Below are 21,972 nucleotides of genomic sequence, written 5' to 3' on the forward strand. Positions count from 1 at the left end.
CCGCATCGTCGATACGCATCGACATATCGATACCCACAACAAAGGAACAGACAATGAAGTCAGCACACAGGACCGCGCGTCCGCTCTCCTTGGCCGTTGCCGCCCTTGTCGGCCTGCCGCTGTTCATCTCAGGCTGCGGAGCGGCCGGTAATTCGGCTTCCTCCACTGAGCCCGTCAAAGAGATCTCGGTGGTTGACTACTACAACAACGAGCCGGACAAGTCCTTCATCGGCGACGCCCTCACCGCCTGCGGCACCAAAGCGGGCGTCACCATCAAGCGCGAGACTGTTCCGGGCAAATCGCTGATCTCCAAGGTGCTCCAGCAGTCCTCCTCCAAAACGCTGCCCGACGTACTCATGCTGGACAACCCCGACCTGCAGCAAATTGCCGCCACGGGGGCACTGGCCCCCTTGGCCGATTTCAAAATCAGCACAGACGACTTTGCTCCCGGCGTGCTCAGCGCCGGCACCTACAAGGACAAGGTCTACGGCCTGGCACCCACCGTCAACACCATCGCCCTGTTCTACAACAAGGACATCCTGGCTAAAGCCGGCGTTACGCCGCCCACCACCTGGGATGAGCTGAAGTCAGCAGCCGCCAAGCTCACGTCCGGGGACCAGTACGGACTGGCATTCAACGCCAACCCCACCTACGAAGGGACGTGGCAGTTCCTCCCGGTCATGTGGTCAAACGGCGGTGACGAAAAGAAAATCGACACCAAAGAGACCGAACAGGCCCTGCAGCTGTGGACGGATTTGGTCAAGAACGGTTCGGTCTCCTCCTCCGCCCTGAACTGGACCCAGGCCGACGTGAAGGACCAGTTCATGGCAGGCAAGGCAGCCATGATGGTCAACGGCCCGTGGCAGATTCCATCTCTGGACAAGCAGCCGGCCCTTCAGTACGGCGTTGTGAAGATCCCGGTCCGTGAAGCCGGCCAGACGTCCGTGGCCCCGCTCGGCGGTGAAGTCTGGACCGTCCCGCAGACCGGCAATAAGACCCGCCAGGCCAAGGCGGCCGAAGTGGTTGCCTGCCTGAACAGCGATGAAAACCAACTGGCGATGGCCAAGGTCCGCAACACCATTCCGTCCAAGACCACGCTTGCGGAAACCTTCGCATCCGAGAACCCCAAGCTCGCCACCTTCACCGAGCTGATCAAGACCGCCCGGGCACGGACCGGCCAGCTAGGCGAGGAATGGCCTGGCCAGGCCACCAAGATCTACACCGCCATCCAGACGGCGCTGACCGGCAACGCCTCTCCGGCCGACGCGCTCAAGCAGGCCCAGGGCCAGTAGGCAGCCATGTCAATGACAACCGACTTGTCACATACGGCGGCGGGGCCGTCCGCGGGAAAATCCTCCCGGAAGCACGGACGCGCGAACACTTCAGGGACTGAAGCGCAATCTCCGAGGCGGCGCAGCCGCCAACGCCGCGAGCGCATCTTCCAGTGGCTCTTCCTGGTCCCTGCTGTGGTCTACATGGCTCTGTTCTTTGGCTACCCGGTAGCCAAGAACGTCGTCATGAGCTTCCAGGACTACACCACGTCCACATTCTTCACCGGAGAAGCCCCCTGGGTGGGGTTGGCCAACTACGCGACTGTATTGTCGTCGTCGTTGTTCTCCACCTCGCTGCTGAACACCGCGCTCTTTACGCTGGGGTCCATCCTGGGCCAGTTCGTCATCGGGCTGGCGCTGGCGATCTTCTTCCAGCGCAAGTTCCCGCTCAACGGAATCCTGCGGTCGTTGCTTCTGCTGCCCTGGCTCCTGCCGCTGATCGTTTCGAGTGCCGTGTGGCGCTGGATCCTGGACAAGGACAGCGGCGCCCTGAACCGCTTCCTCGGCGCCCTCGGCATCATCGACACCGGCATCCCGTGGCTGACCAGCACTTCCCTGGCGCTGATTGCCGTGGTGGGGGTGAATATCTGGATTGGCATTCCCTTCAACCTGACCATCCTGTACGGCGGCCTCCAGGAAATCCCGGACGAGCTGTACGAGGCAGGGTCCCTTGACGGGGCCACCGGGTGGCGGGCGTTCCGGCACATCACGTGGCCCATGCTGCGGCCGGTGGTCAGCGTGGTCCTGGTGCTCGGCGTCGTGTACACGCTCAAGGTGCTGGACATCATCCTGGGCCTCACCAACGGCGGGCCCGCGAATTCAACCCAGACCATCGCCACCCAGTCCTACGCCCTGTCCTTCAACGAGTTCAAATTCGGCGAAGGCGCGGCCCTGGGCAATGTGCTGGTGATCATTTCCCTGGTGTTCGCGGTCCTCTACCTGCGGGCCAGCCGACGCGCAGTGGACGAGTGAGGAAACCATGACAACCCAACTGAAGGCACCCGCCAGCCGAAGCGCCGTTGCCGCCTCGGGCCGCAAGAACTGGGCGTACACGGCATTGGCCATCTTCTTCCTGGCCGTCATGCTGTTCCCGGTCTACTGGATGGTCAATGCATCCCTGCAGCCCAACGGCGCCACCCTTGAAACCTCGTGGCTGCCGCTGAAGCCCGACTTCACCGGCTACGCCACAGCCATTAACGAACAGGGCGGCAACCTTGGCACCAGCCTGGTCATCTCCCTCGGAAGTGTGGCGTTGAGCCTGGCCATCGCAGCCCCCGCGGCCTATGCCCTGGCGTACTTCAAGGTCCGGGGCGCAGGCGTGGTCCTGTTCGCCATCCTCATCAGCCAGATGATCCCGGGCATCGTGGTGGCCAACGCGCTGTACACCGCGTACAACGACCTTGGCCTGCTTAACTCCATTCCAGGCCTCATCCTTGCGGACTCGGCGCACGGCATCCCGTTCGCCATCCTCATCATCCGGGCGTTCATGAATGGCATGCCGGCGTCCGTGATCGAGGCTGCGCGGGTGGACGGCGCGGGCCATCTCCGGGCGTTCTGGTCGATCGTGATCCCGCTGAGCCGGAACTCCCTGATCACCGCGGGCCTGTTCACGTTCCTGTTTGCCTGGAGCGACTTCCTGTTCGCACTGACCCTGACCACTACAGAGGCCGTCCGGCCCGTGACGCTGGGCATCTTCCAGTACATCGGCGCCTACGTGAACGACTGGAGTTCAGTGATGGCGACGGCGGTACTCGCCTCCATCCCGGCCATCGTCCTGCTGGTCGCGGCCCAGAAATACATCGCCGCCGGCACCACCGGCGGCGCGGTCAAATAGACCGCCTACAACACCTACAAGGAGAAATCATGACTGACAGCAAGCCCATCCGCGTCACCGTCTGGAGCGAGAACCGGCACGAGAAGCGGGACGAACTGGTCGCCCGCCTGTACCCGGACGGAATGCACGGCGCCGTCAAGGCGGGTATCGAGGAGAACCTGGGCTCCGCCGTCGTGGTCCGGACCGCAACCCTGGACGAACCGGAACACGGCCTCGCGGAGGAAGTACTCGCCAACACTGACGTCCTGACCTGGTGGGGACACATGTCCCACGCGGACGTCGACGACGCGATCGTGGAGCGCGTACACCGCCACGTCCTTGCCGGCATGGGGTTGATCGTGCTGCACTCCGGGCACTGGTCCAAGATCTTCACGAAGCTTATGGGCACCTCGTGCACCCTTCGCTGGCGCTCCGAACAGGACCGCGAACTCGTATGGACAGTCGACCCCACCCACCCCATCGCCAAGGGTGTGCCGCACCCCATCGAAATTCCCGAGCAGGAGATGTACGGCGAATTCTTCGACATCCCCACACCTGAGGAACTCGTGTTCATCAGCTCGTTCAGCGGCGGCGAAGTCTTCCGTTCCGGCTGCACGTTCCGTCGCGGACACGGCAAGATCTTCTTCTTCAGCCCCGGCGACCAGGACTACCCCGTCTACCACCACAAGGACATCCGCCGGGTCATCGCCAACGCAGTGGAATGGGCCGTCACCGACCGCCCGGAACGCGCCGTCCCCGAGCTGCTGCGCTATGAGACCGGTGACTTCTTCAACGGCAAGAGCTACCAGGGAGCCAACGCGTGAGCACCCCCTTCGCCACCATCCCCGACGACGGCACTCCGCTTCGCGTTGTCGTCGTCGGCGCCGGCGGCATGGGCCGCGCCTGGCTCAGGACCGTCGAAGAGTCCGCCGCGGTGGAGCTCGCAGGCATCGTCGACCTGGACCTGGACGCCGCCCGGGCGGCTGCCGCGGCGCTGGGACGTCCCGACCTCCCGGTGGGCGCCGGTACAGCCGCGCTGGCGTCCGACGTCGGCGCCCAGGCGGTCATCAACGTCACCGTCCCTGCCGCGCATCATCCGGTCACCACCGAAGCACTTGCCGCCGGGCTGCCCGTCCTCGGCGAAAAACCCGTGGCGTCCACCGTGGCCCAGGGACTGTCGCTCGCGGCCGCCGCGGAACTCCACGGCCAGCTGTTTATGGTCAGCCAGTCCCGCCGCTACAACAGGCACCTGTTCGAAGCGAAGCGTCTGTCCTCTTCCCTGGGCAGGGTGGGCATCGTCTCCGCCGAGTTCTTCAAGGCACCGCATTTTGGCGGATTCCGGGATGCCATGGACCACCCCCTGCTCTTGGACATGGCGGTCCACCAGTTCGACATGGCACGGTTCCTGCTCGACGCGGATCCCGTCTCCGTCTTCTGTGAGGAGTACAACCCCGCCTGGAGCTGGTACCGCGGGGATGCGGGCTCCACAGCCATCTTCGAGATGACCGGCGGCGAACGCTTCGTGTTCAACGGCAGCTGGTGCAGTCCGGGCCAGGAAACCTCATGGAACGCTGCGTGGCGGATCAGCGGCGAGCACGGAACGGTCCTGTGGGACGGCGACAACAGCCCGGTATCCTCGGTAGCCTCCGACACGGGCTACAGCGAAGACCCTGGCCAGGAAATCGCCGGGTCGCTGCGGGACTTCGTGGCCGCTGTCCGCACGGGGAGTACGCCGATGGGAAGGGTCCACCAGAACATCATGAGCCTGGCCATGGTCGAAGCTGCCATCCAGAGCGCGGCCACCGGAACCCGCGTGTCCGTGGACGGACTCCTCGAAGACTCCTACCGGCAGGCCATCCTTGCCGAGCGCGACCCCGCAGTGCTGGAAGTCCTGAAGTCCTGGACATCGGTCCGGAATGCCCTCACCGGCGAAAGCGTCGCCCTCTGACCGGCTGGGGCGGAGAGCCGATGCCTGTCATGGATGTTTAGGGCAGACTGGTGGCGTGAACGGAATCCGGTGGGTGCTGCACGTCGACCTCGACCAGTTCATCGCGGCGGTCGAAGTGCTCCGGCGGCCCGAGCTTGCGGGCAAGCCGATCATTATCGGCGGCCGGGGCGACCCCACGGAACGGGCCGTGGTGTCCACGGCATCCTACGAGGCCAGGGCGTTCGGTGTGGGTTCCGGAATGCCCTTGCGCATTGCGGCCCGGAAAGTGCCCGACGCCGTGATCCTGCCCGTCGACCAGGAAGCCTACCTCGCGGCGTCTGACACGGTGATGGCTACCCTGCGCGCGCAGCCCGGCGCCACCGTGCAGGTGCTGGGCTGGGATGAAGCCTTTATCGGTACTGAGACAGGCAACCCGGAGGCCTACGCCCGGCAGGTGCAGGCCGATGTCCTGGAACGGACGCAGCTGCATTGCAGCGTGGGCATCGGCGACACCCTGGTCCGGGCCAAGGTCGCCACCGGTTTCGGCAAGCCGGCCGGCGTCTTCCGTCTCACCGCCGGGAACTGGCTCGAAGTCATGGGCGGCCGGCCCACCAAGGACCTGTGGGGCGTCGGAACCAAAGTCTCTGGCCGGCTGGCCAAACTCGGCATCAATACCGTCGCCGAGCTCGCCGCGTCCGACCCCCAGGACCTGGTCCCGGAGTTCGGCCCCAGGATGGGTCCCTGGTACGCGGAGCTCGGACGCGGTGATGGCGCCAGCGTTGTGGACGACACCCCGTGGGTTGCCCGCGGGCACAGCAGGGAGACCACCTTCCAGCGGGACCTGACCGAGCCGGCCCAGGTGGACGGCGCCGTGAGGGAACTGGCGGCGCGTGTCCTTGAGGATGTTGTGGCGGAAGGACGGCCCGTGGTCGGGCTGACGCTGAAGGTCCGGTATGCGCCGTTCATCACCAAGACCCACGCGAGGAAGATTTCCGAGACATTCGACCGGAACGAAATCCTGGCGCAGGCCCTGGACCTCGCAGCCGGCATCGAAGCGGGCCGTCCCATCCGGCTCCTGGGCCTGCGGGCCGAAATGGCAATGCCCGACGACGCCCGGAAGGGGCATACGCCGACGCGCGGCGGTTGGTGACGGCGCAGCTCGCGTGCCCGAGCTTGTCGAGAGCACCGGGATAGCCCTGCGGCCGGAGCTCCGCCAATCGATTCGCGCATCATCTAGGGTCGTTCCTGGTGTGGCGTTGGGATCCCCGCTGGTTTGCGTTGACGTTGACGGAGCGCCAGCAGTGGAAACAGCAGTACCGAGAGCATTCCTGCTCCAACGAGCGCGGATGCGGTCCCGCTGGAGATCAGCCCCTCGTCCTGGCCAATGGCTGTCACCGCTACGATAATCGGCAATCCTGTTGCCCCAAACAACATGATGGACCGTTTGTCGGCCCATGTGGAGTTGGGAGGACTGGCGAGCAGCGACGGAAGCCCGCGGATGACGAGCAGTAGGAGCAGGAACAGCGGGATCATTGCGAGCGTGGCCGGGCTGGAGGTCAGCGCGCGCAGGTCGAAGTCCACGCCGGTGTCGATGAAGAAGACCGGCACCAGGAACCCGAACGCGATGGCGTCGATTTTCGTCTCGATGACCGTCCGATCCTCTTCGGGAGCCCGTGCGATGGCAACCTTCCAGAGGACCCCGGCGGCGAATGCACCCAGCAGCATGTCCAGTCCCAGCACCATACTCAGCACCACGAGCGCGGTGAGAATGAACATGATGGACCGGACGGCGAACTGGCCGCTGGTGTGGAGGGTCCTGGTGACGTGGGAGTGGAGCAGTGTGTGCCGTGCGCGCGAGGCGAGATAAATCGCCAGGCCCGTCAGCAGAACAAACCCGAGGAGTACTGCTGTGGCCGGTCCCAACTGCCTGCCACTGAAGAACAGCGAGATCGCGACGAGCGGACCAAACTCCCCGGCCGCACCCAGTGCTGTGACCGCGATACCAACAGGGGACTTCGATTCACCGGCATCGCGAAGGATTGGGAGCAGCGCGCCCAGTGCTGTGGAGCACAGGGCAACGCCGATGATCACGGCGGCCTCGGGTGTGGGGGCCAGGAGGAGGCCGGCACCTATTCCGGCCGCCAAAGAGATGACCCAGCCGGCAGATGCGCGATTGGCGGGCCGGCCTCGGATGACTGCGAAATCAATTTCGTTGCCGGCAACGAAGAAGAGCATGGCCAGCCCGAATTGGGCCAGCGTATCTGTGAACTCGGCGGGCTGGATCCACCCCAGCAGGCTGGGTCCGAGCATGATTCCGAGGACAATTTCGAAGACCACGATCGGCACCTTGACCACCCGATCAAGGGAGCGGGCCGCGAGGGGCGCAGCGATAGCCAGCAAGGCAATCAGAACCAATGACGTGGACAAGCCGTGCACCTGCGGCGCCTCCGATACCTCGGTTGCTTCCAAGGAAAAGTAATCCCAAAGCTACCGCCACTTCTGGTGATGGCGCTATCAGCCCCCGTGCCGCAGGGGGACATTTTCTGCACGGACATGCCTCATGCCAGGCAATAGTAAGCATAGTGATCATCTTTTGGTATTCTCAAACGTTTCCTCCTGCAGGGATGTGGTGAGCCATGCCCCGATCCTCACTCCAGCTGCCGGTGGTGCCAACTACTGTCAACAGGTCGAAAGGGCGGGGATCACATGCCGGTCTGGATGCAGGCACTGATGTGGGGGACCGTTGCCGGCGGCGCGCTGGTGCTGGGCTCAGGCATCGCCTGGCTGTGGAAGGTGCCGCCCCGGATGGTTTCGACCATTATGGCGTTCGGCGCGGGTGTCCTCATTTCTGCCTTGGCTTTTGAACTGGTTGACGAGGCAGTCGAGGGTGGCGGGTTGCTGCCCACTGTGGCCGGGTTTCTCTGCGGCGCGTTGATCTTCGTTGGCTCAAACATCCTCCTGGCCCGTGCGGGAGCCAAACACAGGAAACGTTCGGGAGAGCAACAGCCGAACGAACAGGAATCCCCGGGCAGCGGAACCGCGATCGCCGTCGGAGCCCTGATTGACGGTATTCCTGAGTCCGTGGTCCTGGGATTGGGCCTGGTCATTTCCGGAAACGTGAGCCCCGCGATGCTGGCCGCCGTTTTCATCTCCAATGTCCCCGAAGGCCTGTCCAGCACTGCTGGCATGAAAAAAGCGGGCCGCAGCGGGAAATACGTGTTTGGCATCTGGGGAGGAATCGCAGTGTTCTGCGGGCTGGCGTCGCTCGTCGGCTACGCCGCCCTGGAAAATGCTCCGGCCGAAATGATCGCGTTCATCACGGCCATCGCGGCCGGAGGCATTCTGGCCATGCTGGCGGACACGATGATTCCGGAGGCCTTTGAAGAGCACCACAACCTCACCGGCTTCACAGCGGCGGTCGGATTCCTGACGGCCTTCACAATCCACCGGGTCGGGGGCTAGGAAGCCCCGCAGTTCAGGGTGGTTCCACGGCCTATGCGTTCCAGCTCCAAAACCATCTGGGTGCCGTAGGGTGACGTCATGGAACTCCGTCTCGAGGTTGTCCAAGTGCCCGTCTCCGACGTGGACCGGGCCAAAGCCTTCTACACCGACAAACTCGGCTTCGTGCTCGATCACGACGTCGAACACATCCCCGGCATGCGCGTCGTTCAGCTGACCCCGCCGGGCTCATCCTGCTCCATTGTGATCGGGACCGGCATGACCTCCATGGTTCCGGGAAGCCTCGAAGGACTGCAGTTGGTGGTGCCGGACATGCACGAGGCACGTAGCGTGCTCCTTGGCCGGGGGGCTCCCATCAGCGAAGCCCAGGACATGGGCGGATTTGCTTTCGCTTACCTCAGCGATCCGGACGGCAACCGCTGGGTCATCCAGGAAATCCCGCCCAAGGCACCGTAGCCGAAGTCTTGCGCCCGCGCGGCTCTCACCGCAGCACTGCGGCTACTGCGCTGATCTCGACGAGCGCGCCGGGCACGCCCAGCCCAGCCACACGTGCCGCGGTGACCAGGGCCGGTTCATCGGATGCGAGTTCGGCCGCGATCGCCCCGTAGCCCGCGGCGAGGTCGGCGCCGTCGACGAAGAGCACTGTCCAGTGGACGACGTCGGCGAGGGTGGCGCCAGCCGCGGCGAGCGCGGTCCTCGCGTTCTCGAGGGCGCGGGCAGACTGCGCCGCCACGTCTCCCTCTCCGATAAGCGCGCCGTCGCCGTCGACGGCGTTCTGGCCGCCGACATAGATGGTGGTCGCGCCGGGCGGAACGATGGCGACGTGGCTGAAGGCCGGGCTCGAGACAAGCCCCTGGGGACGGATGCGCTGTATGGGTGCCATGCCTGCATGGTCTCACTGACCGCCGGCGGAGGGGAGTCCTGGAGATAAAGCAGGCCCCTTGAACCTCCCATCGTCCCGGGGTTAGCATGGCCGCCACTGACGTCGATCACATCGAGGAGACGGTCATGGACGATACAACAGCAGCGGCGTCATCAGCAACTCTGATGGTGGACCTGATCATTTCCCTGGACGGCTATGCCTCAGCCGAGGGGTGGCCCGGGTGGTGGGGCCTGGAGGGTCCGGAATACCTGGCCTGGCTGGGGCAGGAGGGGGAAAAGGACTACACCTTCCTTCTCGGGGCGAACACCTACCGGCTGATGTCCGGCATGTCGGAGGAAGCCGCGGCTGAGGGCTCAGGCTTCACCGAGAATGAGGGGGCCAGCCTTTCCGGTCTGGCCGCCGTCCCCAAGGTGGTCTTCTCCTCCACCCTGCAGGCGCCCCTGGCATGGCCGAACTCGACGCTGGTCACCGGTGACGCGGTTAAAGCTGTGGCGGAGATGAAACGGACCGGGACCGGGACCGTGAGCACCCTCGGCAGCCTCAGCCTCTGCCGGTCCTTGCTGGCTGCTGGGCTCGTCGACAGGTTCCGGCTGGTGGTCTTCCCGGTGATCACTGGCCGTACCGGGAAGGAACGGATTTACGACGGCTATCCGGACGTCGCGCTCGAGATGGTGGACAGCAGGACCTTCGACGGCCGGCTCCAGCTGCTCGAGTACGTGCCCACCCTGCTCAACGGTCCGCCGGGCACCGGCCCGGCCTGAGTCCGTCCGTGGACGCCAATCTCCCGCATCAGTCCGCTCGCCTCAATCACGGGCTTCTACGGTGACGGTCCGGGGTGCCTGGAAGGACAGGAGCCTGATCCAGTCTGGCTGGCAGTCCTGCAGCTGCACTTCCGGCAGGGCAAGGGCGGCTTCCTGGACAACGATGGCGGCCTCCAGCTCTGCGAGCTTGGCCCCGAGGCAGCGGTGGATGCCCGACCCAAACACCAGGCCAGGTCCCGTGATTTGGCCCGGCCGGGCGGCCTGCGACGGCAACGAGAAGCCACCTGTTCCGGCCGGTGCGGTGATGCGGTTGCCGCTGAGTTCGAGGAGGATTTCGGTGCCGGCGGGGATCAGGCCGTCACCGAGCTTCGTCTCGTGGGCGGCTACCCGGCGCCAGGTGGGGACCGATGATTCGGTGGCCAGCACGTGCCGGACCATGGTCCTGGAACCGGCTTCGGTGGCTGCGTCCTTCCAGCTGACAGGCGAGGAACCCTCCAGGAGGCGGAACAGGGTGGTGCTGATCAGCTGGGTGGTGGTTTCCTGGCCGGCGATCAGCAGGAAGTAACCCAGCGAACACAGTTCCGGCGTGGACAGGCCGTGTCCGGCCAAGGATTTGAACAGATTGCGCCCCGGAGCCGCCACAGATTCCGCTACGAACTGCCGCAGCCAGACGTAGAAATCAGCGGCGCTGTGGGCCAGTTCGAGCTGCCGGTCCTCGTCCGGCCAGCCCCAGAACAGTTCCATGGACTCAAGGCCCCACCGCTTGAGGTCAGCAAGGTCCCGGACGGGCAGCCCCAGGAGCTCAAGCATCACCACCGCCGGCGGAAACGCCGCGACAGCCTGCACGAGGTCCACCTGGCCGGAAGCACCGAGACCGTCCGCGGCGTCCCCTGCCGCTTCCCTTGCCAGTTCCCGGATCCGCGGTTCCATGGCTGCCACGGTGGCCGGGGTGAAGAAACCCGCCACGACCTTGCGGATCCCGGAGTGTGTGTCGGTGTCGTTGCTCGCCAACACGGGCGGCAGTGCAAAGCGCACCCGCTGCAGCACGCGCAAGGCAGGTCCTGTCAGGGGCGTCACGGCCACCAGGGCATTCGCGGGGCTGAAGTCGGCTGGCCGGTGCAGCACGTCACGGACCGCGTCAGGGTTACGCACCTCGAGGTACGGGCAGCGCGCCTGTCCTGAGCTTTCCGCCAGCGGGGCTGCCGCCGTCATCGCCGGGTTCATGCGGGCAGGCCGTTCAGCCAGGCCGGTGCGCCGGTCCGGAAATCGGCCGGGGACAGTTCCGCCGCCTGCTCCGGGAGGGCGCCAAGGAAAGGCACCCGCAGCGACCCGAGCACCTGCCGGTTGCTGTGGTGCACACTTTCGGGGCTAACGGGCCAGCTCCCGAGCACCAGCCCCAGGACCTGCAGTTCCCGGGCAGCCAGTGCTTCGAGGGTCAGTGCGGTGTGGTTCAGGGTCCCGAGCCCCGGGCGGGCAACGAGGACAAATGCCGCCGCCAGAATGGCTCCGAGGTCCGCCAGGGTGCCGCCGTCGGAATCCAGTTCCACCAGCAGGCCGCCTGCGCCCTCCACCAGGACGTGGTCGTGCGTCGCCGCTAGCTCGCGGACCCGCCCGGCGTGCGCTGCAAGCGGGGGAAGCTGCTTTCTGTCGACGGCGGCAGCCGCGACAGGTGCCAGGGGCTGCTGCAGGACCACCCCGGTTTCCGCCGTCACTGTGCCGGCGAGCCGGACAATTTCGGCTGTATCGGAGTCGCCGTCGGCGGCTCCTGACTGGCACGGTTTGTACACCGCCACGCTGCGGCCGGTTCCGTGCAGGACGGCAGCGAGGGCCGCCGTCGTGATGGTTTTTCCGACCCCGGTGTCCGTTCCGGTGACCAGGATGATGCCGGGCAGGTTCATGCAGGTTCCTCCAAAATGCCGCGCAGCACTGCGCAGCTCTCTTCTATTTCCGCAGGGGTCAGGGTGGCGCGGGCGGTGAGCCGCAGCCGTGAGATCCCGTCCGGAACGGACGGCGGGCGGAAGCATCCGACCCGGACGCCGGCCGCGCGCGCGGCACCGGCGGCCGCCAGCGCTGATTCGGCGGACGGCATGGGGATGGACTGCACGGCCCCCGCTGTTTGCTCGACGGCGGGCCGGTCGACGGCGGCCCGGTCGACGCCGGCACCGCGGATCCCCAAGGCCGGGGCGAGCCCGGCGGCCAGCGCCGCAGCGTTGGTTCGGACGGCTTCCGCCCGCCAGGGCTCATCCCGGATGATCCGCACCGCGGCGAGGGCGGCCGCGGCGGAGGCAGGCGCCAGACCGGTGTCGAAGATGAAGCCCCGCGCCCGGTTGACGAGGTGTTCCCGCAGCAACGGTGACCCCAGGACCGCGCCGCCCTGGCTGCCCAACGCCTTGGACAGCGTCGCGGTCACGACCACGTTCGGATGCCCGGCCAGGGCTGTCCCGGCAACCGAGCCGCGGCCCTGGAACGTCCCGGTGCCAGTGACTCCCAGGCTGTGCGCCTCGTCGATCAGGAGCACAGCGTCGTGCTCCGTTGCCAGGGCGAGAAGGGCGGCGAGCGGGGCTTCGTCGCCCAGGACGCTGTAGAGGGATTCGACGGCGATCAGCGCGCGGGGTTCCGCCCGGTCGGCCAGCAACCGGCCGGCGTCCACCACGCTGTTGTGGGTGAACGATTCGGTCCGGGACCGGCTGAGGCGGAAGCCGTCGATCATCGAGGCATGGCAGTGTTCGTCCGCGACAATCAGGGTCCCGGGTCCGCCGAGCGCCGTGATCACACCGATGTTGGCCAGATAGCCGGACGAGAACACGAGCGACGTTTCCATCCCGGCCAGGGCCGCAAGTTCCTGCTCGAGGTCCAGATGCAGCCGGGTGGTTCCGGCCACCAGGCGGGAGGATGTCGCACCTGCGCCCCACTGCCAGGCCGCTGCCGCAGCTGCCGCGGCAAGCCGCGGGTCCGCCGCGAGGCCCAGGTAGTCGTTGCTGGCCAGGTCGATGAACCGTTCGTCCGCGTCACGGGGGAGCGGGCGGCGGACCAGGCCACGGCGGTCCCGGACGGCGGCCTGCCGTTCGAGCCACTGGGTCATGGAGTTGCTCATGCCGCTCCTCCGGACCGTGCAGCGCCTCCAGCCAGTGCCGGGACGCGCCCGTGGACTTCGGCGATGGCCGCCGTCATGCCCGCGGTGATCTGCTCTATGTCGGCGGCGGTGCTGATGTACGGGGGCATGGTGTAGACGAGGTTCCGGAATGGCCGGACCCAGACACCGTGCCGGATCGCCGCGGCGGTCACCGCCGTGACGTCGACGGCGTTGTGCAGCTCAATGACTCCGACGGCGCCGATGGTGCGGACATCCCGGACGGCCTCGAGGTCACGGGCGGAGGCGAGTCCAGAATGCAGGCCAGCTCCGATCCGCGCCACATCGGCACGCCAGGCGCCGTCGCCGATGATGCCGAGGCTGGCGTTCGCTACCGCGCATGCCAGCGGGTTGCCCATGAACGTGGGGCCGTGCAGCAGCGCCCCGGCCTGGCCGCCGGAAACCGTCGCCGCGACCTCCGCTGTGCAGAGCATGGCGGCGAGGGTGAGGTACCCGCCGGTGAGGGCCTTGCCGCCGCACATGATGTCGGGCATGACACCGGCGTGATCGGCCGCGAACAGCTCGCCGGTGCGCCCGAACCCAGTCGCGATTTCGTCAAAGATGAGCAGCAGCCCGTGCCGGTCAGCTACCTGCCTCAGGACTGTCAGGCATTCGGCCGGGTAGGCGTGCATCCCGCCGGCACCCTGCAGGACCGGTTCAACGATGATCGCGGCGAGTTCCCCCGAATGCATAGCCGCGATATCCGCCAGGCCGGCTGCCCATGCCTGCACGGATTCGGGCGTGGCTGACGACGCTGCCGGCGGACGCGGCGCAAAGACATTGCCGGCCAGGAGGCCCGGAAACGCTGAGTGCATCCCGTCCACGGGATCGCAGACGCCCATCGCTGCGAACGTGTCGCCGTGGTATCCGCCGCGGATGCTCAGGAACCGCTGCCTCTGCGGGTGCCCGGACGCGGTCTGGAACTGCACCGCCAGCTTCAGCGCAACTTCAACGGCCACCGAACCCGAATCCGCAAGGAACACCCGCTCCAAACGGGGCCGCCCGGGTGCAGACGGGGCCATGTCCACCAGCCGCTCGGCAAGTTCCACCGCGGGGGCGTGTGTAAGGCCGCCGAACATCACATGGCTGAAACTCCGCAACTGCCGTTGGGCGGCAGCGTCCAGTACCGGGTGGCGGTAGCCGTGGATCACCGACCACCATGACGACATCGCATCCACCACCTCATGGCGGGTGCCGTCCTCGCCCCGAAGCCGCAGCCGCACGCCGTCGGCCGCTTCAACCTCCCACAGCGGAAGGTCCGGGGACGCGGGCGCGTACGGGTGCCACAACCGTGCCCGGTCCCGCCCGATCAGGCCAGGCTGCGCCCCGCCGCTCATGGTGCAAACACCCCGTGGCGGGAACATTCCGCCGACCAGCCCAGCGGCGTCACCTGGACCTTCATCCGGCGCTGGCAGTCGGCGCAGTACCGCGGCGGTTCCATCGCGAGGTGTTCGGCGCAGCTGCGGTGAGCGTCCGACGCCGGGCCGGCGCCGCCGTCGGACGGTCCACCGCAGTGTCCGCAGAACTGAGCGGTGGCTGCGCCCACTGCAGTGCCGGTGGTCGAGCTTGTCGAAACTGGGGCCACGACCGCCGGGTTCCCTGTCCGAGGGCCCACGCCGGCGAGGGACCCAGCCAGAGCTTGCGAAGGCTGGGAGCCGGCGGGGACTTGCGAGGTTAGGGAGCGGTTGGGGATCATAGCGTCTTCTGGAGTTCCTTGATGGGCATGTTCAGTTCGACCAGGAGGTTCAGGTCCGCGGTGGCCGGCCGGCCCAGGGTGGTGAGGTAGTTGCCGACGATGACGGCGTTGATGCCGCCCATCAGGCCTTCGCGGGTGCCGAGGTCGCCGAGGGTCAGTTCCCGGCCGCCGGCGTACCGCAGCACGGTGCGGGGCATGGCCAGCCTGAACGCGGCGATGGCGCGGAGGGCGTCCTTGCCGTCCATGATTCCTTGGTTTTCCAGCGGTGTGCCGGGGCGTGGGTTGAGGAAGTTCAGCGGGACTTCGTGCGGTTCCAAGGCGGCGAGCTGGGCCGCCAGTTCTGCGCGCTGTTCCAGGGATTCGCCCATGCCGATCAGGGCGCCGCAGCACAGTTCCATGCCGGCGTCCTTGACCATGTTGCAGGTGTCGAGGCGTTCTTCGTAGCTGTGCGTGGTGACGACCTCCGGGAAGTAGCTGCGGGCTGTTTCGAGGTTGTGGTTGTAGCGGTGCACACCCCATTCCGCGAGCTGGTCCACCTGGCGCTGGGTGAGCATCCCCAGGGAGCACGCGATGTTGATGTCCACTGCTTCGTTGATGCGGTCGATGGCGAACTTGATCTGGTTCATCAGTTTGATGTCGGGGCCGCGGACGGCGGCAACGATGCAGAACTCGGTGGCTCCCGTGGCGGCGGTCTCCTTCGCGGCCTTGACCAGTTCGGGGATGTCCAGCCAGACCCCGCGGACGGGCGAGTCGAACAGGCCTGACTGGCTGCAGAAATGGCAGTCCTCCGGGCAGCCGCCGGTCTTGATGGAGATGATGCCCTCCACCTCGACGTCCTCGCCGCAGTGCTTGAGCCGGACTTCGTGGGCGAGCTGCAGGGCTGCGGGCAGGTCGCTGTCCGGCAGCCGGAGGATTTCCAGGAGCTGGCTTTCGGACAGGCCGATGCCCTGATCCAGGACCTGGGTACGGGCGGTTTCGAGAATGGTGCCGGGTCCGGCCTGGAGGTCTGGCTGCATCGTCATCGATAGTCCTTGGGGTGCGTAGCTGCGGATCTTTCTTCCGAACCGACGGTAGTTCCCTGTTGGACGCGGGATTTTGTGGGGTTTCGACAAGGTGGTGCAGCCGATATTGGACGGACCGGCTGCTGCGCCGAGAATGCCTGGTCGAACATGTGACACTCGGGTGGGCCGGGTGCTCGGAGCCTGACCGCCAGTGCCGGTCCGGCCTCCCAGGAATCTGCCAGGCGCGCTATGAGGGCGGCAACCGCGGGAGCAGAATGGATTCATGGTCGACGCCGAAGTTTCCGCAGGCCTTGCGGAAGGGGAACGCCTCCTTGCGGCTGCCGACTGGGCAGCGGCGGCGGATGTGTTCGACTCCGTGCTCGCAATCCATGACCATCCAACGGCCCACGATGGCCTTGCCACCGCAATGTGGTGGCTTCGGGACGTGGACCGGGCGGTTGCTGAGCGTACAGCGGCCTACGCAGGCTTTCGCCGGCTCGGGCAGGATGCAAGGGCCTGCCGCTCGGCACTATGGCTTGCGCGCGAGTACGCAGAGTCGCTAGGAAACGCGTCAGTCAGCCGTGGTTGGCTTGCCCGGGCGGAGGGCCTCGCATCCCGCCTCCCTGACGGGGTTGATGGCGGATGGCTGGCCGTGACGCGTGGGCTGCTGCGCACTGACCCGGCGACGGCACGCGGAGACGCCCGGACCGCGCTGGCAGTTGCGCGCAGCTGCGGTGATCCGGATCTTGAGGCGACGGCCCTGGCGCTCCTGGGCCTGGGGACCATCGCCGCTGGCAACGTACCGGAGGGAATGACGCTGGTCGACGAGGCCATGGTGGTGGTAACTGCCGGCGAACTTCGCGACAAGGTAGTTTTTGGGGACATCTGCTGCATGGTTACACGGGCCAGCGAAGAGGCCTGCGACACCTCCCGCCTGGGCCATTGGAACAAGATCCTCCTGCGCTTTATGGAAGGTACGGGGCACCCTGCACTACTGGAATTCTGCGGCACATGCTGCGCGGAGATATTCCTCGCCTCAGGTGATATCCCTGGTGCGGAGGGCTGGCTGAGCAGGACGCTCCGCGAGCTGGAACAGGGCGGCCACCGTGCCCGGTGCGTGCACCCGGCGGCAAAGCTGGCGGAACTGCGTCTGCTGCAGGGACGTGTGGAGGAAGCTGGCCGGTTGCTCTCGGGCTTCGAAGACCGCCCCGATGCGCTGCGGGCGTCGGCTGCGGTCCGCCTGGCGGCCGGAGACACAGCTGTGGCCGCGGCGCTGCTGCACCGGCGGATCCGTCAGGTGGGTGAGGGGCTGCTCATCGTTCCGCTGCTCGCACTGCTTGCCGAGGTCGAGCTGGAACAAGGCGTGCCGGACCAGGCCCTGGCAACGGCAGGGCGCCTGGACGGCGTCGCCGCCGCCACACGCTGGCCTCGCGCAATTGCGTCATCACACCTGACGGCCGGTCGCGTCGCGGCCGCCGTCGGCAATACTGCATCGGCGCAGGCGCGGCTCGACGCAGCGATCGCGATATTCGGCGAGCTGAACATGCCGCTGGAGGCCGCCAGGGCGCGACTCGCACTGGCCGAAGCCTTGCGTGATTCGGATCGTGAGGTGGCCGTGCACGAGGCCGGCGTGGCCGTGGCGGCGTTCGACGAAACGGGTGCCAGCGGCCTGGCCGACAAAGCCGCTTCGCTCCTCCGCGCCCTGGGCGGCCCCGCCCGCACGGGGCCAAAGGCACTCGGCCTGCTGTCGCGGCGGGAACGCGAAGTACTCGCGCTGCTTGCCGAGGCCATGACGAATGCCGAAATCGCGGACCGTCTTTTCATCAGCGGCAAGACGGCCGAGCATCATGTGAGCAGCATCCTGGCCAAGCTGCAGGTGCGCAGCCGTGGTGAAGCCGCAGCTTTCGCCCTGCGCAACTCCTTCGTGGAACAGGACCACAAATAGGGGATTCTCCCCATCCTTTCCTAACGACCGCAACGCATCCTTGGAGTGTCCGCAAGACATGCCAGGAGGTGCGGAATGAGGCAGCAACGAACAGCAGCCAACGTCCTGAGGCGCGAGGTGACCGTGACGGTCCGCGAACACAGCACCGCCCCGGCGCGGGCGGTTTTCGACGTCCTCGCTGACTTGCCCGGCCATCCCGGCTGGGGCGGCGCTGTGGCGACAACTCTGTTGTCCATGGAAGCCCCTCGAGGGCAGGCCGCGGCTGGGACGGAGTTCACCTCCACGGCCGAGGACGCCATACACCGGTTCCGGGACTCCTCCGTGGTTACAGAAGCCGTTCGACCCTCAAAATTCGAGTGGGTCACGGAGTCAGCACTGGAGTCCAAGAAGAACCGGACACCGGCGGACTGGCTCCTGGTGCACCGCTACGAAATTCGGCCGGACGGAACCCAGAGCCACGTCACCTACACATGGCGGCTGGTCCGCGCGACCGCGCTGCCCGGACTGTTGGCAATGTTTGGCATTCCCGTCCTGCGGTCACTTGCCGCGCGTGGGTGGGCGCGGGCAAGCAGGGCAGGTCTGCGGCGGCTCATTGCTGCAGCGGAAACCACGGCGCGGGCGTAACCCGCGCAACGAACAAGGAAGGAACAGGACGATGGCAAAGCTATCAAAAGATGACGAGACTGCCCGCGTGGAGCGGATGACCGGCTATGAGGGCCGATACCGGGAGGCCGACGGCTACACCATCGCTTTCGAAAAGTTCGAAGACGGAGGCGACTTCACCCCGTTCTACCAGGGCTTGCCGGATGACCTGTGCCAGAGCCACCACTGGGGATACGTCGTACGGGGCCGGCTGATCATGCATACGCCCGCCGGAGACGAGGTCGTCGAAGCGGGCGAGGCCTACTACACGGCTCCCGGCCATACTGATGAGCTTGCTCCCGGAACGGAGCTGGTGGAATTCAGCCCGACCGACGAACTCGCCCGCACCTTGGCGGTCGTAGCACAGAACCTGCAGTCCGACGCGACCTGATAGACCCAAAGGCTGGCACCGCCGAGTGCACTACTCGGCGGAAGGCCGTTTTCTGTGCTGTTTCGTCACGGCGCGCTGCTGCTTGGCGGCGAGGCGCCGGCGGTTCGAGCCCCGGGTGGGTTTGGTCGCCCGGCGGCGGGGAGCCTCGGGAGCAAGACCCTCGGCCACGAGGTCGGCGAGCTTGGCCAGGGCGATCTCGCGATTGCGCAGCTGCGAGCGCTGCTCGGAAGCAGTCACGGTGATAACCCCCGCGATGAGGCGGCGTTCCAGGCGCGTGAGGAGCATCAGCCGTTGGCCGTCCGAAAGCGCCGCCGAGCCACCCACATCCCAGAAGAGCTCGACGCGGCTGTCCGAGGTGTTGACGTGTTGCCCGCCCGGTCCGGACGACCGTGAAAACCGCCAGCCAAGTTCCGACGCGGGTATGGTGAGCGCCGTCGAAACCTCCAGATCCATGCATCAAGGGTTACACAGTATGGGTTCGGTCGGCCGCACCCGTCCCAGGAGTAAGGTTTGACCTAGTCGACGAAGGGGTCAACGTGAGCTACAAATATCGAACCGTCCGGGTTCGCGGTACCGAGCTGGTTGGAACAATTGCACGGAAGCACGGGAGCGCGCCAGACATCTACGAAACGTCCAAGGACCCGAGCACGTCAGTTGTGCCGGTGTTCTTCGAGGCGACGGGCGAGGTCCGTTTCTTCGACAGGTCCGTGCTGGAGGACGTCGTGGCGCCTGCCGGGTAGCTGCCGGACCAGGCCCCCGCGTAGCCAAAATTGCCCGGATCTTGAGCAGATAAGGCGTGTCAGCCGGAATTCCGGAGACTAGGTTTGGCTTAGTGGTTCAGGCAGATGGACCCCCACCTTCAGTGGTCGGAGTATCAAATGGCTGACAGTAAACGCACTGAGCATGCGCGCCGGAGGGCCGAAGCGAAGGCAGCGGACGATCCAGGCAAGGCAGCGGGCAGCGGCGGTAAGGATCAAAAGGAACCTTCTGACAAGGCGCCGGAGCCGCGCCGCGTGCCTGGCCTTCATGGTTACGACCCCAGCCAATGGCCTGACGCGCGGCTGTAGGCCATAATGCCAGCCCTGAGGCCGATCATCCTCCTGGACATCGATGGCGTGCTCAACCCTGTGGTCCGTCCGGGTGACGGCGGGGACGAAGCCGGGTTGTGGCTGCCGGAGGCCAAAGTTTCCCTCGTCCGAAGGCTGGCACAGTGCGGCCGGATTGCCTGGGTGTCCACGTGGCCGGCGGACCAGACGGCCAGCCTGGAGTCGCAGCTGGAACTGGAATTTGCCCCATTGCGCGTGACGCTGACGCTGCGTGCCGAAGACAGCGAAGAGCCGACGCCGAAACTCCGTTCGGTGCGCCGGTGGCTAAGGCGAATGGAACTCGCGGGCGAAGCGGACTGGGACGCAGTGGTGTGGATCGATGACGTACTGGGGCCCGACGCGCGGGAATGGGCGTCCACCCACACCCAGCCGGTGCTGCTGGAACGGCCAGGTTCGGCGCACGGAATGTCGGAAGTGCACGTCGTTGCCGTAGAGGTGTTCGTTGATGCCTGACCCCAGGGCCGAAGGTCCGGGGCGCACGGGCTTCCGGCCCCGACATCCGGTCCCGACATACCGGGCTGGGTGACGATCAGGACTAGAGTCCGTCGGGTACAAGATCGTACTCAATGGAGAGCTAGTCCCTCTTCGCCCTGGCCGGCGTTGTTATCATCGCCCTCGCAGCCCTGGCCATCGGTGCAACACCCCAGTCAGTCGCCGATTCCTTCGGGAACGGCTTTTGGGACCTGACGGCGTTTACGCTGCAGATGGCCATGGTGGTGCTCACCGGTTACGTCGTGGCGACCTCCCCGCCGGTAGCCAAACTCATCAACCGGCTGGCCCTCGTCCCGTCCACCGCCCGCATGGCGGTCAGCTTCGTGGCGATGATGTCGATGTCCGTGTCCTTCCTCAACTGGGGCCTCAGCCTCATCTTCGGGGGACTGCTGGCCCGGGCCATTGCGCGCCGCAAGGACCTCACCGTGGACTACCGGGCGCTCGGTGCGGCCGCGTTCATGGGCCTCGGGGCCGTCTGGGCGCTGGGGCTTTCCTCCTCCGCCGCGCAGCTGCAGGCCACGGCGGCTTCGCTCGCTGCGTCCAGGCCCAGGAGTTCACCGTTCCCGCGGGAAGCATCAGGAACCTTATGAATCAGCCCGAAGGGCGGGAGCCGCAGCAAGCTGCAGGGCGGAACGGGCGTCAATCGGAGTAAATTTTGTCCATTGAAAGGCTAAATACCCCCGAGGGGCCATACGATGGGCACGTCTCATCACTCAAAAATTTTCGGGGGAAACACCATGAGCTATCCGCAATACCCGCAGCAGCAGACGCCGCAGCAGACCTTGCAGGGCGGCGAGCCGCCGCTTTGGGCACCGTACTACGGTGCGCCGTTGCCGGCAGCCGTCAAGCGCTTCTTCAAGAAGTACGCCACGTTCTCCGGGCGGGCCAGCCGGAGCGAATTCTGGTGGTGGGCCCTTGTTTCCTTTGCCGTGAGCATTGTCCTGAACATCATCACCGCTGCGACGACGACCTCCAGCCTGGACAGCGCGCCAGCCCTGGGCGCCGGAAGCATTCTGGCCGCCCTCTGGGGCCTGGCCACGATTGTCCCGTCCCTGGCGCTCGTTGTTCGTCGCCTGCACGACGGCGGCTTCAGCGGCCTGCTGGCTCTCCTCCTGCTGGTGCCCTTCCTGGGCGCCCTGGCTGTGCTGGTTCTGACGATCCTGCCGTCCAAGCCGGAAGGCCAGAAGTACGACCAGCCGTCGGGCGTCTAGCCCGCAACCCGGTCAGCAGACAAAGCTGACTCACCACATCAGAAGGGCCCGTTCCTGCTTGGATTCTAGGGGTCGTTGCAACACCTGTTGGTTAGGTGGTTAGTAGTAAATCACGTAAACGCTCGGCTGGAGTTTTCCAGCCGAGCGTTTTGCGTGGGCGTCCGTTGAGTTCCTGCGCGACGTG

General features: G+C 66.2%; 24 protein-coding genes. 16 read left to right on the forward strand and 8 right to left on the reverse strand.

Translation table 11 applies throughout. The annotated features are described in order from the left end of the window. The first annotated feature begins 53 nt into the window (after nucleotides 1-53). The 6 genes from EYS21_RS18725 (at nucleotide 54) to EYS21_RS18750 (ending at nucleotide 6,221) form a co-directional block, all read left to right on the forward strand. A complete protein-coding gene (locus EYS21_RS18725) occupies nucleotides 54-1,292 on the forward strand; it encodes an extracellular solute-binding protein (protein WP_131134750.1) in 1,239 nt (412 codons plus the stop codon). A 6-nt stretch (nucleotides 1,293-1,298) separates the two neighbouring features. Continuing rightward, nucleotides 1,299-2,303: a sugar ABC transporter permease gene (locus EYS21_RS18730; protein ID WP_131134751.1), complete on the forward strand. Its 1,005-nt coding sequence runs from the start codon at nucleotides 1,299-1,301 to the stop codon at nucleotides 2,301-2,303. A 7-nt stretch (nucleotides 2,304-2,310) separates the two neighbouring features. Next, nucleotides 2,311-3,165 (forward strand): carbohydrate ABC transporter permease, encoded by an 855-nt coding sequence (locus EYS21_RS18735; protein WP_131134752.1) that lies wholly within the window; start codon nucleotides 2,311-2,313, stop codon nucleotides 3,163-3,165. Nucleotides 3,166-3,194: 29 nt separating this feature from the next. Continuing rightward, nucleotides 3,195-3,968, forward strand: coding sequence for a ThuA domain-containing protein (locus EYS21_RS18740; RefSeq protein WP_131134753.1), 774 nt, complete (start codon nucleotides 3,195-3,197; stop codon nucleotides 3,966-3,968). Further along, nucleotides 3,965-5,092 carry a Gfo/Idh/MocA family oxidoreductase gene (locus EYS21_RS18745; RefSeq protein WP_131134754.1) on the forward strand — a complete coding sequence of 376 codons (1,128 nt, stop codon included), beginning with the start codon at nucleotides 3,965-3,967 and terminating at the stop codon, nucleotides 5,090-5,092. Before EYS21_RS18740 ends, EYS21_RS18745 begins: the two co-directional genes overlap by 4 nt. 73 nt (nucleotides 5,093-5,165) lie before the next feature. Beyond that, nucleotides 5,166-6,221 (forward strand): DNA polymerase IV, encoded by a 1,056-nt coding sequence (locus EYS21_RS18750; RefSeq protein ID WP_131134779.1) that lies wholly within the window; start codon nucleotides 5,166-5,168, stop codon nucleotides 6,219-6,221. A gap of 83 nt (nucleotides 6,222-6,304) precedes the next feature. Here the strand turns inward: EYS21_RS18750 and EYS21_RS18755 are convergent, their stop codons facing one another. Then, entirely contained in the window at nucleotides 6,305-7,507 is a 1,203-nt protein-coding gene (locus tag EYS21_RS18755; RefSeq protein ID WP_131134780.1) for a cation:proton antiporter, read from the reverse strand. 270 nt (nucleotides 7,508-7,777) lie between these two features. Between EYS21_RS18755 and EYS21_RS18760 the strand changes: the two genes are divergently transcribed. After that, complete coding sequence (locus EYS21_RS18760; RefSeq protein ID WP_131134755.1) at nucleotides 7,778-8,533, forward strand: ZIP family zinc transporter; 756 nt, start codon at nucleotides 7,778-7,780, stop codon at nucleotides 8,531-8,533. 78 nt (nucleotides 8,534-8,611) lie between these two features. Next, complete coding sequence (locus EYS21_RS18765; protein WP_131134756.1) at nucleotides 8,612-8,986, forward strand: VOC family protein; 375 nt, start codon at nucleotides 8,612-8,614, stop codon at nucleotides 8,984-8,986. Between the two features lie 25 nt (nucleotides 8,987-9,011). On the opposite strand, the gene EYS21_RS18770 is transcribed toward EYS21_RS18765, so the two are convergent. Further along, nucleotides 9,012-9,413, reverse strand: coding sequence for a RidA family protein (locus EYS21_RS18770; protein ID WP_131134757.1), 402 nt, complete (start codon nucleotides 9,411-9,413; stop codon nucleotides 9,012-9,014). Nucleotides 9,414-9,538: 125 nt separating this feature from the next. On the opposite strand from EYS21_RS18770, the gene EYS21_RS18775 reads away from it, so the two are divergent. Next, nucleotides 9,539-10,174: a dihydrofolate reductase family protein gene (locus tag EYS21_RS18775; RefSeq protein WP_131134758.1), complete on the forward strand. Its 636-nt coding sequence runs from the start codon at nucleotides 9,539-9,541 to the stop codon at nucleotides 10,172-10,174. Nucleotides 10,175-10,216: 42 nt separating this feature from the next. Here EYS21_RS18775 and EYS21_RS18780 read toward each other — a convergent pair whose 3' ends face one another. From EYS21_RS18780 to bioB, 5 genes are all read right to left on the reverse strand, one after another. Continuing rightward, complete coding sequence (locus tag EYS21_RS18780) at nucleotides 10,217-11,398, reverse strand: cytochrome P450 (RefSeq protein ID WP_131134759.1); 1,182 nt, start codon at nucleotides 11,396-11,398, stop codon at nucleotides 10,217-10,219. Then, nucleotides 11,395-12,072, reverse strand: a complete 678-nt coding sequence (bioD, locus tag EYS21_RS18785) for a dethiobiotin synthase (RefSeq protein WP_131134760.1) — start codon at nucleotides 12,070-12,072, stop codon at nucleotides 11,395-11,397. Before bioD ends, EYS21_RS18780 begins: the two co-directional genes overlap by 4 nt. Then, nucleotides 12,069-13,268: an 8-amino-7-oxononanoate synthase gene (locus tag EYS21_RS18790; RefSeq protein ID WP_242633500.1), complete on the reverse strand. Its 1,200-nt coding sequence runs from the start codon at nucleotides 13,266-13,268 to the stop codon at nucleotides 12,069-12,071. The genes bioD and EYS21_RS18790 overlap by 4 nt, the downstream gene beginning before the upstream one ends. Further along, nucleotides 13,265-14,641, reverse strand: coding sequence for an adenosylmethionine--8-amino-7-oxononanoate transaminase (locus EYS21_RS18795; protein WP_131134761.1), 1,377 nt, complete (start codon nucleotides 14,639-14,641; stop codon nucleotides 13,265-13,267). Before EYS21_RS18795 ends, EYS21_RS18790 begins: the two co-directional genes overlap by 4 nt. A gap of 355 nt (nucleotides 14,642-14,996) precedes the next feature. Then, a complete protein-coding gene (gene bioB / locus EYS21_RS18805) occupies nucleotides 14,997-16,022 on the reverse strand; it encodes a biotin synthase BioB (RefSeq protein ID WP_242633501.1) in 1,026 nt (341 codons plus the stop codon). Between the two features lie 262 nt (nucleotides 16,023-16,284). Here bioB and EYS21_RS18810 point away from each other — a divergent pair, with 262 nt between their 5' ends. The 3 genes from EYS21_RS18810 (at nucleotide 16,285) to EYS21_RS18820 (ending at nucleotide 18,979) form a co-directional block, all read left to right on the forward strand. Further along, nucleotides 16,285-17,946, forward strand: coding sequence for a helix-turn-helix transcriptional regulator (locus EYS21_RS18810; protein WP_131134763.1), 1,662 nt, complete (start codon nucleotides 16,285-16,287; stop codon nucleotides 17,944-17,946). Between the two features lie 75 nt (nucleotides 17,947-18,021). Further along, nucleotides 18,022-18,570 carry an SRPBCC family protein gene (locus EYS21_RS18815; RefSeq protein ID WP_131134764.1) on the forward strand — a complete coding sequence of 183 codons (549 nt, stop codon included), beginning with the start codon at nucleotides 18,022-18,024 and terminating at the stop codon, nucleotides 18,568-18,570. Between the two features lie 31 nt (nucleotides 18,571-18,601). Next, nucleotides 18,602-18,979: a hypothetical protein gene (locus tag EYS21_RS18820; protein ID WP_207307821.1), complete on the forward strand. Its 378-nt coding sequence runs from the start codon at nucleotides 18,602-18,604 to the stop codon at nucleotides 18,977-18,979. Between the two features lie 30 nt (nucleotides 18,980-19,009). Here the strand turns inward: EYS21_RS18820 and arfB are convergent, their stop codons facing one another. Further along, nucleotides 19,010-19,432 carry an alternative ribosome rescue aminoacyl-tRNA hydrolase ArfB gene (arfB, locus tag EYS21_RS18825; RefSeq protein WP_131134765.1) on the reverse strand — a complete coding sequence of 141 codons (423 nt, stop codon included), beginning with the start codon at nucleotides 19,430-19,432 and terminating at the stop codon, nucleotides 19,010-19,012. Between the two features lie 83 nt (nucleotides 19,433-19,515). On the opposite strand from arfB, the gene EYS21_RS18830 reads away from it, so the two are divergent. From EYS21_RS18830 to EYS21_RS18845, 4 genes are all read left to right on the forward strand, one after another. After that, nucleotides 19,516-19,719: a hypothetical protein gene (locus EYS21_RS18830; protein WP_131134766.1), complete on the forward strand. Its 204-nt coding sequence runs from the start codon at nucleotides 19,516-19,518 to the stop codon at nucleotides 19,717-19,719. Between the two features lie 333 nt (nucleotides 19,720-20,052). Continuing rightward, complete coding sequence (locus tag EYS21_RS18835; protein WP_131134767.1) at nucleotides 20,053-20,538, forward strand: HAD domain-containing protein; 486 nt, start codon at nucleotides 20,053-20,055, stop codon at nucleotides 20,536-20,538. A 137-nt stretch (nucleotides 20,539-20,675) separates the two neighbouring features. Beyond that, complete coding sequence (locus EYS21_RS18840) at nucleotides 20,676-21,167, forward strand: TIGR00366 family protein (RefSeq protein WP_278184757.1); 492 nt, start codon at nucleotides 20,676-20,678, stop codon at nucleotides 21,165-21,167. A 147-nt stretch (nucleotides 21,168-21,314) separates the two neighbouring features. Further along, nucleotides 21,315-21,788: a DUF805 domain-containing protein gene (locus EYS21_RS18845; RefSeq protein WP_131134768.1), complete on the forward strand. Its 474-nt coding sequence runs from the start codon at nucleotides 21,315-21,317 to the stop codon at nucleotides 21,786-21,788. Nucleotides 21,789-21,972: the final 184 nt, after the last annotated feature.

Source organism: Arthrobacter sp. S39 (assembly GCF_004320525.1).
In the GTDB taxonomy this organism is placed as follows: Bacteria; Actinomycetota; Actinomycetes; order Actinomycetales; family Micrococcaceae; genus Arthrobacter.

What these genes read in the sequence shown, in the direction of transcription:
- EYS21_RS18760 (WP_131134755.1), top strand. Translation starts at nt 7,778, where the DNA reads ATGCCGGTCTGGATGCAGGCACTGATGTGGGGGACCGTTGCCGGCGGC.
- EYS21_RS18770 (WP_131134757.1), bottom strand. Translation starts at nt 9,413, where the DNA reads ATGGCACCCATACAGCGCATCCGTCCCCAGGGGCTTGTCTCGAGCCCG.
- EYS21_RS18780 (WP_131134759.1), bottom strand. Translation starts at nt 11,398, where the DNA reads ATGAACCCGGCGATGACGGCGGCAGCCCCGCTGGCGGAAAGCTCAGGA.
- EYS21_RS18835 (WP_131134767.1), top strand. Translation starts at nt 20,053, where the DNA reads ATGCCAGCCCTGAGGCCGATCATCCTCCTGGACATCGATGGCGTGCTC.
- bioD (WP_131134760.1), bottom strand. Translation starts at nt 12,072, where the DNA reads ATGAACCTGCCCGGCATCATCCTGGTCACCGGAACGGACACCGGGGTC.
- EYS21_RS18730 (WP_131134751.1), top strand. Translation starts at nt 1,299, where the DNA reads ATGTCAATGACAACCGACTTGTCACATACGGCGGCGGGGCCGTCCGCG.
- EYS21_RS18790 (WP_242633500.1), bottom strand. Translation starts at nt 13,268, where the DNA reads ATGAGCAACTCCATGACCCAGTGGCTCGAACGGCAGGCCGCCGTCCGG.
- EYS21_RS18725 (WP_131134750.1), top strand. Translation starts at nt 54, where the DNA reads ATGAAGTCAGCACACAGGACCGCGCGTCCGCTCTCCTTGGCCGTTGCC.
- EYS21_RS18740 (WP_131134753.1), top strand. Translation starts at nt 3,195, where the DNA reads ATGACTGACAGCAAGCCCATCCGCGTCACCGTCTGGAGCGAGAACCGG.
- EYS21_RS18815 (WP_131134764.1), top strand. Translation starts at nt 18,022, where the DNA reads ATGAGGCAGCAACGAACAGCAGCCAACGTCCTGAGGCGCGAGGTGACC.
- bioB (WP_242633501.1), bottom strand. Translation starts at nt 16,022, where the DNA reads ATGACGATGCAGCCAGACCTCCAGGCCGGACCCGGCACCATTCTCGAA.
- arfB (WP_131134765.1), bottom strand. Translation starts at nt 19,432, where the DNA reads ATGGATCTGGAGGTTTCGACGGCGCTCACCATACCCGCGTCGGAACTT.
- EYS21_RS18775 (WP_131134758.1), top strand. Translation starts at nt 9,539, where the DNA reads ATGGACGATACAACAGCAGCGGCGTCATCAGCAACTCTGATGGTGGAC.
- EYS21_RS18795 (WP_131134761.1), bottom strand. Translation starts at nt 14,641, where the DNA reads ATGAGCGGCGGGGCGCAGCCTGGCCTGATCGGGCGGGACCGGGCACGG.
- EYS21_RS18820 (WP_207307821.1), top strand. Translation starts at nt 18,602, where the DNA reads ATGGCAAAGCTATCAAAAGATGACGAGACTGCCCGCGTGGAGCGGATG.
- EYS21_RS18735 (WP_131134752.1), top strand. Translation starts at nt 2,311, where the DNA reads ATGACAACCCAACTGAAGGCACCCGCCAGCCGAAGCGCCGTTGCCGCC.
- EYS21_RS18810 (WP_131134763.1), top strand. Translation starts at nt 16,285, where the DNA reads ATGGTCGACGCCGAAGTTTCCGCAGGCCTTGCGGAAGGGGAACGCCTC.
- EYS21_RS18765 (WP_131134756.1), top strand. Translation starts at nt 8,612, where the DNA reads ATGGAACTCCGTCTCGAGGTTGTCCAAGTGCCCGTCTCCGACGTGGAC.
- EYS21_RS18845 (WP_131134768.1), top strand. Translation starts at nt 21,315, where the DNA reads ATGAGCTATCCGCAATACCCGCAGCAGCAGACGCCGCAGCAGACCTTG.